Origin of the sequence: Pedobacter sp. 22226, assembly GCF_052045455.1 — a bacterium.
In the GTDB taxonomy this organism is placed as follows: Bacteria; Bacteroidota; Bacteroidia; order Sphingobacteriales; family Sphingobacteriaceae; genus Pedobacter; species Pedobacter jeongneungensis.
Genome location: NZ_JBQEPB010000014.1, coordinates 46,705 through 63,164 on the forward strand (window position 1 = coordinate 46,705; position 16,460 = coordinate 63,164).

At 41.4% G+C, this 16,460-nt stretch carries 14 protein-coding genes and 1 pseudogene; 2 read left to right on the forward strand and 13 right to left on the reverse strand.

Annotated elements, in window-relative coordinates:
• Positions 1-27: 27 nt before the first annotated feature.
• Genes ACTJKC_RS24825 through ACTJKC_RS24860 form a run of 8 tightly spaced genes read right to left on the reverse strand, consistent with a single transcriptional unit; the run spans position 28 to position 5,196 of the window.
• Positions 28-159 (reverse strand): hypothetical protein, encoded by a 132-nt coding sequence (locus tag ACTJKC_RS24825; protein WP_440796296.1) that lies wholly within the window; start codon positions 157-159, stop codon positions 28-30.
• Between the two features lie 11 nt (positions 160-170).
• Positions 171-821: a DUF3164 family protein gene (locus ACTJKC_RS24830; RefSeq protein ID WP_344849626.1), complete on the reverse strand. Its 651-nt coding sequence runs from the start codon at positions 819-821 to the stop codon at positions 171-173.
• Between the two features lie 48 nt (positions 822-869).
• Positions 870-1,070, reverse strand: a complete 201-nt coding sequence (locus ACTJKC_RS24835; RefSeq protein ID WP_440796298.1) for a hypothetical protein — start codon at positions 1,068-1,070, stop codon at positions 870-872.
• 2 nt (positions 1,071-1,072) lie between these two features.
• Entirely contained in the window at positions 1,073-1,438 is a 366-nt protein-coding gene (locus ACTJKC_RS24840; RefSeq protein ID WP_440796299.1) for a hypothetical protein, read from the reverse strand.
• A 6-nt stretch (positions 1,439-1,444) separates the two neighbouring features.
• Complete coding sequence (locus ACTJKC_RS24845; protein WP_440796301.1) at positions 1,445-2,068, reverse strand: hypothetical protein; 624 nt, start codon at positions 2,066-2,068, stop codon at positions 1,445-1,447.
• A 1-nt stretch (position 2,069) separates the two neighbouring features.
• Positions 2,070-2,936 (reverse strand): AAA family ATPase, encoded by an 867-nt coding sequence (locus tag ACTJKC_RS24850; RefSeq protein ID WP_440796303.1) that lies wholly within the window; start codon positions 2,934-2,936, stop codon positions 2,070-2,072.
• 1 nt (position 2,937) lies between these two features.
• Positions 2,938-5,001 carry a hypothetical protein gene (locus ACTJKC_RS24855; RefSeq protein ID WP_440796305.1) on the reverse strand — a complete coding sequence of 688 codons (2,064 nt, stop codon included), beginning with the start codon at positions 4,999-5,001 and terminating at the stop codon, positions 2,938-2,940.
• A 3-nt stretch (positions 5,002-5,004) separates the two neighbouring features.
• Complete coding sequence (locus tag ACTJKC_RS24860; RefSeq protein WP_025143069.1) at positions 5,005-5,196, reverse strand: hypothetical protein; 192 nt, start codon at positions 5,194-5,196, stop codon at positions 5,005-5,007.
• A gap of 65 nt (positions 5,197-5,261) precedes the next feature.
• Between ACTJKC_RS24860 and ACTJKC_RS24865 the strand changes: the two genes are divergently transcribed.
• Positions 5,262-5,969 carry a S24 family peptidase gene (locus tag ACTJKC_RS24865; protein ID WP_344849614.1) on the forward strand — a complete coding sequence of 236 codons (708 nt, stop codon included), beginning with the start codon at positions 5,262-5,264 and terminating at the stop codon, positions 5,967-5,969.
• A gap of 679 nt (positions 5,970-6,648) precedes the next feature.
• The gene (locus tag ACTJKC_RS24870; protein WP_440796307.1) at positions 6,649-7,017 is read left to right on the forward strand and encodes a hypothetical protein; all 369 of its coding nucleotides are present in this window, start codon (positions 6,649-6,651) and stop codon (positions 7,015-7,017) included.
• 448 nt (positions 7,018-7,465) lie between these two features.
• Here ACTJKC_RS24870 and ACTJKC_RS24875 read toward each other — a convergent pair whose 3' ends face one another.
• The 5 genes and pseudogenes from ACTJKC_RS24875 to ACTJKC_RS24895 all read right to left on the reverse strand — a co-directional run bounded on the left by ACTJKC_RS24875 (position 7,466) and on the right by ACTJKC_RS24895 (position 16,021).
• Complete coding sequence (locus ACTJKC_RS24875; protein ID WP_440796309.1) at positions 7,466-9,391, reverse strand: redoxin family protein; 1,926 nt, start codon at positions 9,389-9,391, stop codon at positions 7,466-7,468.
• A gap of 9 nt (positions 9,392-9,400) precedes the next feature.
• Positions 9,401-10,852: pseudogene (locus ACTJKC_RS24880) on the reverse strand (RagB/SusD family nutrient uptake outer membrane protein).
• Between the two features lie 16 nt (positions 10,853-10,868).
• Complete coding sequence (locus ACTJKC_RS24885) at positions 10,869-14,105, reverse strand: TonB-dependent receptor (protein ID WP_440796311.1); 3,237 nt, start codon at positions 14,103-14,105, stop codon at positions 10,869-10,871.
• A 222-nt stretch (positions 14,106-14,327) separates the two neighbouring features.
• Complete coding sequence (locus tag ACTJKC_RS24890) at positions 14,328-15,326, reverse strand: FecR domain-containing protein (RefSeq protein ID WP_440796313.1); 999 nt, start codon at positions 15,324-15,326, stop codon at positions 14,328-14,330.
• 122 nt (positions 15,327-15,448) lie between these two features.
• On the reverse strand, positions 15,449-16,021 hold the full coding sequence (locus ACTJKC_RS24895) for an RNA polymerase sigma factor (protein WP_440796315.1): 573 nt from the start codon (positions 16,019-16,021) through the stop codon (positions 15,449-15,451).
• Positions 16,022-16,460: the final 439 nt, after the last annotated feature.

Consider the following 16,460-nt stretch of genomic DNA (forward strand, 5'->3'; position numbering starts at 1 on the left):
TATGCTGTTTTTAAAGCCATTTGTATTTTAGGTATCATCTATACCTTCAGTAATTTTTAATGCCTTTTTCCGGCTCAGGTAGTCTATAAGCATACCAATAATAAAGATGATTCCAAATGCTAAAACGGAAGGTATGATTTTAGTAGTTGTATTATTCATTACAGCCGGGTTTAAAGACTTGAAAAATTAAGGCTCAGGCTCTCCCATTTACCAGTTTGATTTCTTTTTTTGAATTCGTAACCAAAGGCTTTAAACGATTGGCTATAACTTTCTTTAATCAGTTGTAAACCATTTACCCAGCGCACATCGTTAAATTTGTCTTCATGTTTAAGCAGGTCCATTACTTTGGCATATTCTAAATCACCTTTAACATTTCTCTCGAGGAAGCTCATTAAAATATCATGAAGCTGAGCGTCTCTTTTTTTCACGGTATCACTCAAAAAATCTCTAATTAAACCAACAGCCTTTGTTGCACGTTCATCCCAGAAACGATCGGTATCTCTACGACGAGTAATATTTTTAGCGCCACTGCTATGTACAATTGCAAAACCTCCTTTGCTATTACCTCTAATGCCACCATATTGGTTCAGTTTCTCGGCCTGCAGATCCATAATGGTATGCAATTTATTTTTAAACCTTGCTGTGGCCAGTGCCAGTTCATTGGCTTCATCCCAGAGTACTTCGATAGTGCTGTCTTTATCTTTTTCGTAGGCAGCTTTTTCTGCCATGCGCTGCTGTTTTTCAGCTTTCTTTTTATCTGCAAGTAATTTTTCCAGTTGGGCAGTGCTTAATTCGTTAATGTTGATTGATGTGTTTTGCATTTTCTTTATATTTATCAGGTTAATTGTATATTATCGATATTTCAGGGTTTATTTTCGCTTGGTAATCTTAATATCGGCGGCCTGTACAAGAAAGATTTGCTGGGTATCGAAACGTTTTATTTTAAGTCCTGATTCTTCACCCCCAATCACATCTCCTACAGCATTAAAGTGCGGATGCATATCGTTAGTTACTCTTATTTCACTGTTGTTGTAATATTTCAGCAGCTTTTCAATTTGTTGTAATTCCATGGTTATATGAGTTGTTTAAGTAAAATTTTCTTTTGTTTTAAAGTGCGTATAAAGGCTTCGTAAACCACACAGGTTGGTTTTATGTCGTTGTATTTCGGATTTTGCCATACCGAATAAAGGCTTAATGTATTTTTACCGGTTAACCGTTCAGGGTATCGCTTCAGAATCATCTTATCGCGGTTTCGCCACATTTGCTGCCACCACAACCAAAACTTAGGTGTTGCTTTCCAGATTTTAGCAGCATTTGCATTACCGGCATAATCCATTAAAAATTCGTCTGCCAGATCCAGAAACAGGTTATGAACTTCTTCCTTGCTTATGTTCAAATGCTGCGACATCTCTTTGATGTGCTGGTTAAAGTTTTCCATTTTTGATCAGGTTAATTCGTTCCAGTACCTTGCAGCTTCTGCAGGCCATATATCATAATGTGCCGATCCTTTTCCGCGTACCTGTGAAAAAGCACGGTAGCCTTCTATTCTGATCTTTTTAGCTGCATCATATTTAATTTTTTTTGCCACCCGGCCTTCAGGCTCTTTACCATCGGCATGACTAATGATGATGAATAGTTTTTTAGGGAACCTGGCGCGCAGTTCTTTGTACGATTTGAGGTTGAGATCTGAATACTGCAAACTGTCTATCACCACTATGGCTGCGCTTTTAGGTTTATCGAGTCTGGTAACCAGATCAGGAATACTTTCCTTACCTAAAAACTGAAATTTGTTTTTAACATCTTCCATGCCTACATCGATCAATGCATCCTGCATGTCTTTACAGAAACCTTCTTCTAAACTATCATAGGCTACTTTTCCGAAAGCGGTGAGGTATTTGCATAGGGTAAGTACAAAACGTGTTTTACCGTTAAAGGAGTTGCCCCATACCAACCAGCAACCGGCAGGCTCTGGTTTACCCAGCAAATCCAGCCATCCACCTGTAAAATCCATGGTTTTAAATTTCATGGTTTTTACTTCGGCACCGCTTAATGCTCTTTTTAAAATCATTTTATACTGCTTTTAATTTTTGAACTTCAGTAAATACACGGCGCAGGCTCCCTCCTGTTCTGGCATAGATTTTCTGGATATCAATTGCTCCATTTACTTTTGCTACCATCGCCACCTGGCGTCTGATAAAATCTTCCCTTGCTTCTTTCCCCTGGGGTACCACCTGCTGATACTTATTGCCGAAACGGCTGAATATTTCGGTGTAACCCACTTTTTTAAGGTCTTTATTCCTGGTTATTTTAGCTTCAAGTCCTTCTGCTCCCATCATGTACCAGGCGCAAAACCGCTCGGTTGCATTCCACAAAGCTTTTAGCTCTAAAAAGGCAGGGTAATCCAGGTCGCCGGCTTCATCGAGTACAATAATGGGTTTATCAATGCTGCGCAGATAATAAATCAGGTCGTTATATACATCTGTATATCTGCTGGTATGGTTTACTCCAAATTCCCGAGCTACATAGCGAATTAATTTCTGACGGCTTTTAACCTGGGCACAATCTACATACACCGAGTTTTGATGCTCTTTAACATATTGGCGGGCGGTATAGGTTTTTCCAATATCAGCCATATCGCACAATATTCCCGACAGGGAATTATTTTGACAAGTTTCGAGCTGGGTATATACAAAGTGAAAAACATTGGTTTTTGCGGTTACCCAGGTTGGCGCATCAGTTAATTGTACATCAAGTTTCCGGGCGATATTGATCCATTTTCCATGGCTCAGCACATTTTGAATGTCTCCCTTTTTTATACGGTTAAGCTGTGCGGCATTTATACCTAAAGTCACCGCCTGTGCAGCATCGCTTGCAAATTTTGATCGCTGCAGCTCAATAGCGGCAACAATTTTAGTTTTTATGTTTTCGGGTATCATATTATAATGCGTTTATGGCGTCTAATCTGTTGTAATCTTCGTAATCGTATTCATCTGGCCAATCAAATAGCTTGTTCGGCTGCACCGCACTTTCGGCAATGGTTTCTACTTTTTCTTCTCTGTAGTAATTGGTATTTTCGATGATTTTAAGTCTTGATAAACTCTCTTTTCTTTGTTTGACCATGCTATCGAATTTGGATACATAGCTTGCCTGTTTCGAATACCTGAGCGGATCTTCTTCTGTCCATTCGGCATTTGCGCTGTTGTATGCTTGTATTTTATCGCATTTGCAGATAAATAAGTCGTTTTGGTAGAGGTAAACACTTTCGGTTTCTCCAAGGTTGTTTGCTAAAAAGTAAGCTTTCACTTCATAATTGTTAGGTGCCAGGCGCTGCATAATTCCAGGATCGGGTAAAGCGTACTTGGCATATTGCACTTGTACATACTGACTTCTTCTGATACTCGTAGCCGCAACATTGCCAATGTACCGCAGTAACAATGCCTGGTCTATCCGGGCCAATTGAGGGTTTATATACATTGCCAAAACCTGCGCGCGCGTTAAATCCTTGAATTTTTTTTGGTTTGGATGCAGGTCATTATTATATTTCTCAATAATTTCTTTGTCATCCGCCACAAGCATCTGATATGAATATGTTTTCTCTTTATAGTTATCGTTCTGCGCATCGAATATTTTCTCGCTTTTGGTTTTATTGGCTTCCAAACGAGAATAAAAACGACCTATACCATCCTGATAACGTTTTTCGTAACCATACTTTTTAATCCGGTTACCGGTTTCAGCCCACTTTTCCTGCGAGTTGCCAGGGTTACACCAGCGTACGAATGGAAAAACTATTCCAGCCTGCATTAAATCTTCTTTGAAAGTATTTACCAGATGATGTTCTACCTCTACCTGCATGGGCATGCCATACCCGTTCTTATCAAGGAAATGAAACATATTGCGCATACATTCGATAAATAATGCTTTATCTTTAGTTTGACTATAGGCTGCACCAATTACACATCCACTAGTAATATCATAAGCATAGTAAGCTTTAACCCGATTACCATTTGGCATTTTTCGTGGTAAATCACGGTCATCCATTGATATTTTACTAAAAGAATAATTGGGCGAATGCCTGTGGTGATGCGGCCGATGTGTACTATTAAACGTGAGACTATCGCTTCTGAACTTATCCACAATAATTCTATTGCCAGGTTCATTAATGTAGTTCCAAACCGTGGCTTCACTTAAGGTAATCGGTTGTCCGTTTTCACAGAATTGATTGCGGTCAAAAACCTCACCTGTCTCGAAATCAAAAATATCGATGTCTCCAGCCAGAAAACGAAGGTAATCATTGCTCACATCGCCCACATAAGGTTTGTTCTGAGCAATGTATAAGCTCAAAATCAAACGTTCAACGTCTACTGTTACCTTTCTGCTGTTATCATTGCAAAATCCCCTGTGTATTAATGCAGTATATCCTTCTTTTTTATACTTTCTAAATTTTTCCTGTAAACGGCGGTAATTTGGCGGTAAAGCATGAGCAAATTCTTTTTTATCTAAGTTTATTACGCAGTCGGCCAGTTTTTCCCAAATGTTAGCTTTTACACCACCCATTATTTTACGTTTTATATTGTTATTGGTAATGATGGTACGACATGCGTTTAAAACAGAAGCGTTCATCGTATAATTTAAAATAACTTCATTAGGCAGCGACCGACCGTCAGCAAGACGATAAGCACTAAAAAAGTTAAGCGCTGCAGCATCAGGAATAATAAAATCTTTAAATTGATGATGTTTGGTTGTTTTAGCAGGATCACCCCATTTTTCAATCAGTACCTTTTGTTCCTGCACAGGCAATTTTGAGAAATTTATCAATGCTTCGTTCCCAGGGCCCCTTCCTTCTTTAATCCTGAAACCTTCCTTACGGTGAGAACGCAGTTTATATGCACTGTAGCTTAATAAAGCCACACTCTCGGCATGACGCTTATCTACATCACTTACAATGTAGCTCAAGCGTACACCGTATTGATTGTTAAATAATTCGTACGGAGAGTTATGCATATATTAGTGGTTTAATGCGGTTTCTACTTTCTTTACCAGTTGTTTATATTCTTTTCTAATGGTATCAGCTGTAAGGCTATTACGATCACCCTTAAGGCATTGCCTGATGAAAATTTTTGTAAATCCGTGCCGCGATGATAATTCGGAGATGACCACGGTATTGTAGGTATTACGATTTTGATTACTTTTGTTCATTGCTCTTATTGCTTTTAATACGAAAGCAAATGTATAGATAAATATCTCAATTTTAAAAATAAATCATGAAAAATATCTCAACCCAAAAGGAGCGTATCATTCAATACCTTGAAACAAAAGGAGTTAGTAAGAACAAATTTTACACTGAAACTGGCATTTCTAATGGCGTTCTGGATAAAAGCAGCGGACTTACGATGGATACGGTTGAGAAATTTTACTCGAAGTATAGAGATATAAATCTAGAGTGGTTAATAACTGGAACCGGCTTAATGATGAAAGAACCTCAAAATCCCAACAACGAACAAGTTGCTATAGTTAATAAAAAATATTTGATGCGTACAGACATCAAACAGGAACTGCAGGAAATCCCCCTATATGACTTTCAGGCGGCCGCAGGCTTAACCTCGGTATTTAATGAAAAAGCAAACATTTTAGATCGCATTAAAATACCCAACCTGCCAAAATGTGATGGCGCGATCAGTATTGTTGGAGATAGCATGTATCCTTTGTTAAAATCGGGAGATATCGTAATATACAAGGTAATTCAAAACTTTGTTGAAAATATATTCTGGGGCGAGATGTATCTTTTATCCTATTCATTTGATGGCGATGAAATGGTGACGGTGAAATACATTCAAAAATCAGACAAAGGAGATGAATATATTAAACTGGTAAGTCAAAACTCCAACCACCAGGCTAAAGATATCAGAATAGATGGTATTAACAGTTTAGCTTTAGTAAAGGCAAGCATCAGGATAAATAATATGTCTTAAAGCACTCCACACCACTTAAAAAGCATCACGAAACATAACAACCTATGCAATAATTACTTAACTTATTTAACACTTAATTTATTTAGGTAATTTGGGGTAGCTAATCATTATAAATCATTGTTATTTTAACGCTTTCAAGGCAATATATAACCTTTGAAATAGTTATTTTTTAGCCGGATTGTAACCCTACAAGTAACCCTAAATGCAACCCTATCAAAACACTTATTAAAATTTAACCCATAAAAAAAAGCCCCTAAAAGGAGCTTAACAGAAGCAAAATCAGGTTAAAAACCTAATTAAACGCAAATAGGAGCCATATATAACTATATCTCCATATACAACTTAAGTTCTCATTTTAAAGGCTTCCATAATTAATTTGTACAATTGGTTTTTTCAGGAACTCCTATTTCTTTAGCTAAAAACTACACCTAAAGCAACAATACCCTTCTTTTTTCATTTAGCCAGTTAATCAAAATACACTAATCGTTTTATAGCTTATAGTAGTTACAGTATTTTTTTCAGCTATTCAAAAGAGAATAATAGAATTTAAACTGAAACAGATACTGTACTTCGGTATTTCGATTTCAAATTGTAATGAGTGAATCAATCAGATTTATTGTCTAATACATTTTATAGCATAACTTCATTATTATATTGATTTTAGACGAAAATCTAAACCATGTCGTTTCTAGCATCTAATACTTTAATCGCTGTTCCTGGAGGTCTCACTCCCATCTCTAATCTAAAAATTGGAGACTTGGCCTTGGCCTGGACAGCTACAGGAGTCCTTGAAAAAGCGATAATTTTTAGTAGTGGTTCTGAGCCTGGAGGAAGGTTGACAGCTATGTTTATAAGAACCGAAAATTCTACTCTCATCGTTGGCTTAGATCAAAAAATGTTCCTGGCGGACCAGACGTTGAAGAAGGCTCATGAATTAATTCCAGGGAGAGACCGGCTATTCAAAGCAGATGGTAAATCAGAAGAAATCAAGGGAGTTTTTGCGGGCACATATCACAACGGTGGCCATTCATGTGGTCATAGATGGTGAAGATAACCTGATTATTGCAGAGGGCTACGTCTGTGGTGATTTCAAAAAGCACATAGAAAAATAAATAACTTTCTGGTTAATCAATTAAATTTTTATGGACGCTTGCGGATTTGCACATAAGGAAAACTGATATAAAATATCAAATTGCCAGCTATTACGAGGTTTTTATTTGTTTCGGTTCAATCACTCCCCTTCACCAAAGTCAGAGAAGTCTTAGCATAGATCTATAGCTACCACTATTAATTAAAAATGGCAATCTTAAGACTATCTCTCAGTTCGGCTACCTGAAAATTTCTAATCGCTGACGGCTTAGAGTGATCTCCTGGTCAGCTTCATTCTCTAGTTTATCTAATCGCGTCTCGTCGAACTTATAAGTGGTTTTTAATATTTACATAAACCTGATCGGCACGAGATGGAATCAAAGGCCATCCAATGCCGACCAGTATCTTTATTTACCCAATTGCATGGCATCAAGCAGAACAGCGATTTCGACATCGAGTTTTTTCTGGAGGATCTCACCCTCAAATCCAATGGTCCTGAACTGCATTTTTCCCTGGTGATCTAAAACAGCGATGGTAGGAATTACTGTAAATCCTACTTTTTCTCCTATATTTTTATCGTTGTTGAAATAAATCGGAAACTGATATTGAGGGTTTTGTTTTGCCCACTTTCTAGCATCTTCGATGGTGTTGTTGGAACCGCTGTTGACCACCATAAACATGACCTGCTTATTGTTGCGGTATTTCTCGAACACTTTATGAAAATAAGGCATTTCCTGCATGCAGGGAACGCACCAGGTTGCCCAAAAATCAAGGATTACAACCTTTCCTTTCATCATTGCTGCGGTCACCGGCCGGCCTTCCAGGTCTACCAGGCCCGATAATTCAGGTCCGGGCTTATTCATCATCAACATCCTCGTTTTAGCGGTAAGCCGGGCGATCTCTAAAGCTTCCAGCTCTGCTATCTTTGATTTGAAACTGGCTTCTGACTGATTGTATTTTAAAAAATTGATTCTTGCGCTTTTCAGTACAGTTGAATCTGTCGGATTTTTAATCAGCAGCTTCCAGAGGATATCAAATGCCTTACGATTTTCATTTAGCCTTGCAGCTACCTCTGCACTATTGATCAGCCCCTCCCTGCCATCTGAAAGTTCTGCCGCCCGGTCTGCCAGCAGCCTTGCTGAATCGATCTGGTGCAGCTCAATATAATTGAGCGCCTTGATGGATAATAAGGCAGACCTCGCTTCCGCAACAGCCTGTTCTCTTGTGCTATCCGGTACATAGGAAGGAATATAACCGAACTCAGGAAAATAGCGGATTATCCCTACCGGCCAGTTACCGGAAATTTTTAACGATCGCTCTGCATAGGCAATAGCTGCTGAGGGAGCGGTTTTATTTTCGGTTAGCCTGGCTGCGATATCTTTAAGTACCTGAGGTGTGTAGGGGCTAACTTTCACGTTCAGCTTTGCAGCATGAAACAATGCCCTGGCAGAATCCCTGACAGAAGCATAATAATCAAAGAGCATTTTATGGATACTTTCAGATCCTTCTTCACCAGGCTTATCGCTTTTCTTCAGCATCGCTTCCAGCTTTGCAATTTTAACGGCAGTATCCTGCTCTTTGGCAATGACTGCGGCGCGCAAGTCTCTGGAGATATCTGCATCCGGGAAGCGCTGCATAATTACTTTTCGCACGGAATCGAGCCTGCTCTTTTCGCCGATCATCAGATAGCCCATCGTCACCAGGTTCACATTTCCCGGCAAAGTAGGATTTTCTTCAAATTTTGCTGCAATGATTTTTCTGGCTTGCTCCCTTAGCCGCAGTTTTTCTTCACTGCTTTTTGCCATAGCCATCATGGTATTGAGCCTGGCTACCTTCGCTTCATAATTATCAGGGTTGTTTTTTAGTTCTTCGCCGAGCAGAATAAGCTTTTTGACCTGAATATCGGAAGCTTTGGGCATTTGGGCAGACAGGCTGTAGGATTCGTGCAGAAAACCACTTCTCACTCTCTTTTCCCCATCAAATACACGCAAAGCATAGTGTTGACCGGCACCAGGCTGCTCAATTTGCTCTCCGCTCTGAAGATAAAAGGCTGCAAATGTTGCGAACCTGCCAGCTACAAAAGAGGCTGTCCAGATGTTCCCTTTTTTGACCATAGGCATTTTCCAGGGGAGGTCGTAAAAAGTAGAGTAAGTGAAGACAATTGTTACCGAGGAAGCATCAGGCGATATTTTAGCATAGGCAGCTGTAGGGTCGTAACTAATGGTAACAGTATCTCCTCTATTTATTTTTTCGGGCTTAACCGTTAGGCTTTGCCCCAGCACCTGCACAACGGCGAGCACGAGGAGCATATAGGTGAAAATAATCTTTTTCATAAGGATTAATTAATTGTAACCTGGGTTCTGAACCATATTTGGATTGGTACGCATGGCCTCAACGGGAATAGGAAACAGTACTGCAGTGGGTTTCCATGACGGTTTGCTCAGCGGAAGAATATCATCTGCCCGGGATTTTAAAGGATCCCCCGAAAGGCTTTTCTAGCGTTTAAGGTCAAACCAGCGGTGTCCCCATTCCGAAAACAACTCCACCCTCCTTTCCTGCTCAACCTGGGCCATGGCAACTGCGGGGCTTGCTGCAACAGCTAACGGTATCAGTCCGGCACGGGCCCGGAGTACGTTCAAATCATCTGCAGCCTCAGCAAGCCTGTTAAGGCCTACCCTGGCTTCTGCACGGATCAGAAAAGCCTCGGCAAAGCGGAGTACCATTGAATATTCGCTTACCGCCGCGCCTGTTGCCCCAACCCTCACTTTATATTTAAAAGGATAATAATGGGTAACTACAGGAGCTGTAGCAGTACTGTAGCTGCCAACCCAGTTACTAAACCGCTTATCGCCAGCTTCAAAACCTGTTTCCAGACCATAGACGCCTTTGGTAAGCCTGTAAAACGGAGAGGCTGTTGGGATAAGGGTATTTCCTTCCCAGGTATTCCTCCCACCAAGGGTGTTGACGACCTGAAGCTGCCAAACGGCTTCGCCTGAATTTTTCAGAAATGCCTTGGTCATATGTGCGGCGTCATTCGGATCTGCATTTTTCAGAATCGAATACTGCGCTGTATTGGCAATTACCTCATTGGCCTCAGACTCTGCCAAAGCATTGTTTCCGGTATATAAATAGGCTCTCGACAGCAAAAGTGTAGCCGCTGTTTTATTTGGGCGTGTACGTTCACCGGCGCCCGGGTAAGCGGCTACAAGTAAACTTTTTGCATCCTTTAAATCCTGGATAATTGCGGCATAAACTTCAGCCTTTGGGGTCCTGGCTTTCTTGCTGTTGTTCAATACATCAGTATTGAGGATAAGCGGTACATCACCAAAGAAATTTACCAGATAGAAATGGCAGAATGCACGCATAAACTTAGCTTCACCCAGCAACTGGCTCTTTACTGCTGGTGTAAGCGTATTAGAAGCCGTAACCCCTTCTATAACCGCATTAGACCGGTAAATGAAATTATAGGGCGAAGACCACATAATTCCTACATAGGTATTTCCAGAGGTGAGGGAATTGTTTTTGAATTCATCAAAATTGGCCAACACAGAAGCATACACAAACTCGTCGGCCGCCATGGCGCAGGTAAAACTCGTCAGCACATTGGCAAACTGGTAATTTGATGCATTCATATCGCTGTAGATACCCACCATCGCTGCAGTTGCGGTAGCATCGGTAGTGAAAACGGTTCCGGTAGCCAGCTGGTCTTTTGGATCTTCGATTTCTACATATTTTTTGCATGAAAGGCCTGTGCTGATCAAGACAAGGGATAATATATAAGGGATAATTTTCATTGGAATTAATTTAAAGTTAAAATGAAACCTGTAAACCTGCGGTGTAAACGCTTATTGGAGGCATTGAATATCCTTTTGTTTCCGGATCAAACCCGTCGTACGAGGTGATGGTAAACAGGTTCTGTCCCTGAACATACATGGTGATATTGTTGAATTTCCAGCTTTTTAGCAGATCCTTGAAGTTATATTTCAAAGAAACATTCTTCAATCTGATAAATGAGGCATCACCCCAAACTGCATTCGACAGCCGGTAATTGTTCTGATATGCGGTATAGATCGGTTTGCCTGCAGTTGCACTTGCACCCGGTACCGTCGCCGGAATACCCGGCGTTGTCCATCTCTCAAGTGCACTGATGTCCTTATTTCTAAGTGCGGAACCATTGGAATAACTCAGATAGCCATAGTTTAACAGTGGCCCTTCCTGTTTTACAAACTGAAAAAAGAAATCCAGGCTGAAGTTTTTGTAGGTAAAACTGTTCTGGATACCTCCATAGAATTTAGGCATTGTATTTCCGATCACAATCAGATCTGCAGGATCGGTGATGGCTTTATCTCCGTTAAGATCCCTGAATTCGGGAACACCAGTCTGTGGATTTATCCCCAGAAAATCAAAACCCATCACGATCGACAAAGGTTGGCCGATGACGTACCTAGCTGCATTCGCCGAATTTTTCAGGTCGGGGTATTCCAGTAGTTTAGTTTTGGCTACTGTAAGGTTGAAGGAAGTATTCCACGAAAAATTCTTCTCTCTGATATTGATTGAACTCAGCTCAAACTCCCAGCCTTTATTTTCTACCAGAGCAGGTAAATTAGCCTGATAGCTGGTAAATCCAGATTGTGAGGAAAGCGTACTTCCGATCAACTGGTTATCCGAACGGTTGCGGTAGAAATTTGTAGTGAGTAATAACCTTTCATTAAAAAAACCCAGGTCTAAACCGGCTTCTAATTTTTTGTTCACTTCCCAACTGTAATCGGGATTTGGAAAGCGGCTTGGCGATATGCCACCTATGCCGCCGTATGGATAAGAAGTAGGCGTCCAGCTGTCCAGGAACTGATAATCACCGATCTGGTCATTCCCAACCGTACCAAAACTCCCCCTTAACTTACCAAAACTCAGGAAAGGAATGTTTTCTTTTATGAAAGTCTCATTGCTGAACAACCACGCTGCACCAACAGCACCAAAATTACCAAAACGGTTATTCGGACCGAACTTAGAAGATCCGTCCCTGCGGAAGGTACCGTTTACGATATATTTTTCGTCCCAGTTATAGGTAAGCCGGCCAAACACTGATGTATAACGGTATTTGGTATAGCTGTAACTTCTTGGTGTAATCAGTGTAGCCGCCTTAATATTATCCAACTGCAGATCGCTGATGTAACCGCTTCCGGTCACACCTTGCGCTTCCCTCAGGCTGTGCTGCCAGGTTCCGCCCACCAAAGCAGATAAACTGCCTTTTCCCAGTTTAACATTATAGTTTAGCTGAGGCTCAACAATATAGGAATTTAGGTTACCGTTTCCGTAGTTCGCGCTGCTTCCCGTGTAATTGATGGGATTGAAACCCAACTTTGGAAGCGTTTGGGTCTGTTTCATATCCATCCTGTTAAAGCCAGCACTTACTTTAGCGGTAAGGCCCCTAAAAAACTGATAGCTCAACGTTGTATTCCCAAAAATATTGGTGGTGTTGCTCACATTGGTACGTTCGAAATAAGCCATGGGATTCTGCTCGTTCCCGATCCAGTAATAATTCCCTTGCGCATCGTAGATCGGGAAATTGGGTGCCAGGTTAAAAAAGCTGGTTACATCACTCTGTAAAGTGTTATTTTCATCGAGCGTATATTTCAGAGAACTGGTGAACTGAAATTTCTGATCGACCGAGCTATGGTTCAGCGACATGTTCAATGCCCCTCTTTTAAAACCCAGATCTCCGGGCAAAACAACTTTCTCGTTCCGGTAAGTTCCGCTGATCAGGTATTTAGTCTGCTCGGTACCGCCACTTAACCCCAGCTGAAGTTCAGAAAGATTGGCCGAATTACCGATCAACAGATCCTGCCAGTTCTGATCCAGCTGCTGATCCCATAACAAAAGATCCGGCGCCTGCATATCGGTAGGCGTTACAGCATCCTTTGCATAAGCCTCACGCCTCATAGCCAGATAGTCTGTACCATTCAGCATCTTCACACGTTTACTTACCGTAGAGATTCCGGTGTACACATTTGCCGTAAACTCCGGCTTTCCTGATTTCCCTTTTTTAGTGGTAATCAAAATCACGCCATTGGCTCCCCTGGAGCCATATATTGCCGTTGCATCAGCATCTTTTAAGATATCAATCTGCTCGATATCAGCTGGATTGATACTGGCCAGAGGACTTTGGTTCCCGTTTGCGCCAGCAAACTGACTGAGGCTTTCCGAAATAAAGGGTACACCATCAACAATATATAATGGCGCGGTACCTCCGGTAATCGAATTTTGTCCCCTCAGCCGTACATTGTAAGCCGAACCCGGGTAACCGGTTACCGATGAAATATCCAGGCCGGCAACTCTGCCCTGCAAGGCTGCAACCGGATCGCCTACAGGCTGATTGGCAATCTGTTTTGCGCCTATTGTGGTTACTGAACCTGTATTTGTTCTTTTGGTCGTGGTTCCATACCCGATTACCACAACAGCATCCAAGGTTCCGCTTTGCGGCTCGAGGGATACCTTCATTAAGTCAGTACCCTGGACAGGCCTCTCTATGGTAGAATAGCCTATAAAGCTGAAGATCAGTACATCACCTACAGAAGCCTGGATCTTAAAGGCACCTTTGCTGTCTGTTATGGCAGCAATTGTTTTGCCTTTCACCCTGACAGAAACACCGGGCATTTCAGTACCCTTTTCATCTTTTACCACACCATTAATTTCCGCTCTGGAAATACCCACTGGCGAGAGGGGAACCGGGGCCTCAAAAATAATAATACTGTTATTGAGCAGTTTGTAGTTTAATCCGCTGCCCGTTAAAAGTTCATCAAGGGTCTGTTTTACGCTTCGCTGCCTGACTTCCAGCGGTGGTACCTTTACACCCGAAATTACCTCTTTTTTATAAGCAAAACGGAAATCGGTCTGCTGTTCGATCTGTGCAAATGCCTCCAGTAAAGTCCCTTTGGAAAAGCCTAAGGAAACCTTCACGTCCTGAAGGCCCTGGGCAGCACTGTGAACAGCATACAGGCTGGTAACGGCAAACAATGAAATAACCAGGAAGATCGCGTTTACTTTCATGAAAAATCTTAATTTTTGGACAATAGTGTGGTAATAAGTCAATAGGGATTGACTTGCAAAAAGTGTATTTTTATAATACATTGCAATGGTTTTAGGTTGTTCGATATATAATTTAAAACTGTTGTAAGCCCCGGTGGCCGCCGGGGTTTACTTAATTCTTTTTCCTATATCATGTGGGTGATACTTTTCTTTTCATCAAATTTTTATGTTTTGGTTGGTTTATTAGTTTTCGCATCCTGCACCGTCAATAAAAAGCTGGTTGCCTTTGCGTTCAAAAGAAGCCCCGGTAATCGCGCTGAGCACTTCTGTAACCTGGGTAATGTTATTCCTGTTTAAAAAAGCAGCGGTAAAGCGGCATGTTTTTACTTGATCGCTTTTAAATAAAACTTCTATGCCGTAACGCTTCGAGATCAGCTCAGAAGCCTGCAAAAGGGTAATATCATCCATAATCAAATCCTGCGCCTTCCAGGTGGTAACCTTTTCGGCATTTACAGTCTGCTTGTTTAGATACTCCTGACCGATTTTCCAGCTCAGTTGCTCATTAGGGGTTAATACGGCTAAAGTTTTATCAGCACGCTGTACCATCACCCTACCCCTGGTAACCGTTACCGTTACAGCTTTCTGGTGATCATAAGCAGAAATATTGAATGCGGTTCCCAGCACAGTAGTCGTGATTTTGCCCGTATGGATGACAAACGGATGCGCGGCATCATGTGCCACATCGAAAAAAGCTTCCCCGTATAAGGTTACCTCTCTTTTTTCCTTTCCTTCAAAACGCTGATCATATATTAAGCGGCTATCATTGTTCAGCTGCACAGAGGTTCCGTCGGGTAGCTTGATCCACTTATGGCCGCCCGTCTTTCCGGCAGGTTTAGTTGTACTGTTTGTTGCCATGATAACAGGCTTTGTTGCCGGTTTAAGCACGAGATAAGCAATTGCTGAAATCAATACCACAGATGCAGCATAACCAATCCAAAGCAAGGGCTTTTTTGCCTTTTTTAAAGTTGTCCGGCTCTCTATTTTCTGAAAGAGTACCTGCTGGTCATCCAGCACAGTTTCTTCTCTGCCCTCTTCAAATTCAGACTGGAATTCCATCAGCGCCTCTTCCCACTCTTTTTGATAGCCACCGTTTTGCATCATAGAAAGCACCAGGTCATTTTCCTGTTGCGAGGTCAGGTTGCGTATATACTTTAAAAAAAGTTGCTTTGTCGATTGTTCCAAAATAGCGCTGTGTTTTATAGCATAACACTTAAAGCCGATGGTACATTTACCCGGAAAGAAAATATTCTTTATTTTCCTCCTGTGTCCGTTAAAAGGGAAAACAGCTTAAAATTCAGACAGGACTAAAAAAACAACGATAACAGCGCCCCGTTCCTGATTAGGTATTTTTTGATCGAACGGATAGCTTTAACCATTTGGCTGTTGATGGTTGCATCTTTAAGGCCGAGTTCCTGAGCTGCCCGTTTGTAGGAATAGCCATCGCCATGGCAAAGCTCGTAGATTTTTCTGCGCTGCGGAGGCAATAATGCAATGGCACGCGACAGAAGTTCCTTGGTCTGCATGTGCTGCGTAAAAGCGAATCCGTTATCACCCTGATCCAGTACATACCTGGCTATTTCGTCAGTAATCATCGTTTCTTTAGCCGCTTTGCGGATGACGTTCAGAGATAAGTTTCTGGCGATGGTAAATAGATAGGCCTGAAGAGATAACCTAGGGTCGATTTGGGGAGCTGTTTCCCATAGGCGGACAAATACCTCCTGCACAATATCTTCTGCAAGTGCAGGGGATTTTAAGATCCTTAAAGCAAATCCATATACCCGTTTTACATGCATGTTGTAAAGCAAAGAAAACGCACTCCTGCTTCCGTCCTTCAACTTTAGCAACAGTTCTTCCTCTGAATCTTTGACGACACGCATAGTCTACAAAATTAGTAGATTTTATTAATAAACATAATGGTTTGAACGCTGTGGTCCAAATTTAGAAATTACAAGGTAAATCCATGCAGTTTTATCTAAAATAGATCATCGCATCTATAGAAAGTCTATATCCCAGCAGCTGTCCCGGTTTTCCCGGCACTTAAAGTTACTGAATTTGGCACTCATGAGGACATACCTGATTTGTCCGGCCCGCCTCATTTTACGATATGGTAATGTTTTCTGTCCATGATTTAGCAGTTGCTTGTTCATTTAACCAATTAAAAAGATGAGCAAAAAGATCGTATTCCAGTAGTCGAACAGATGGCCTGCTAAGGTTTAGCAAAAGCAGGACTGCACTTTCTCTTTCCTCATATCAGGGGAAGGATTAGAGCTGGTTTGCTATGATCAATTCCTGAAAGCCCTATCGCCTGCTTGGAAT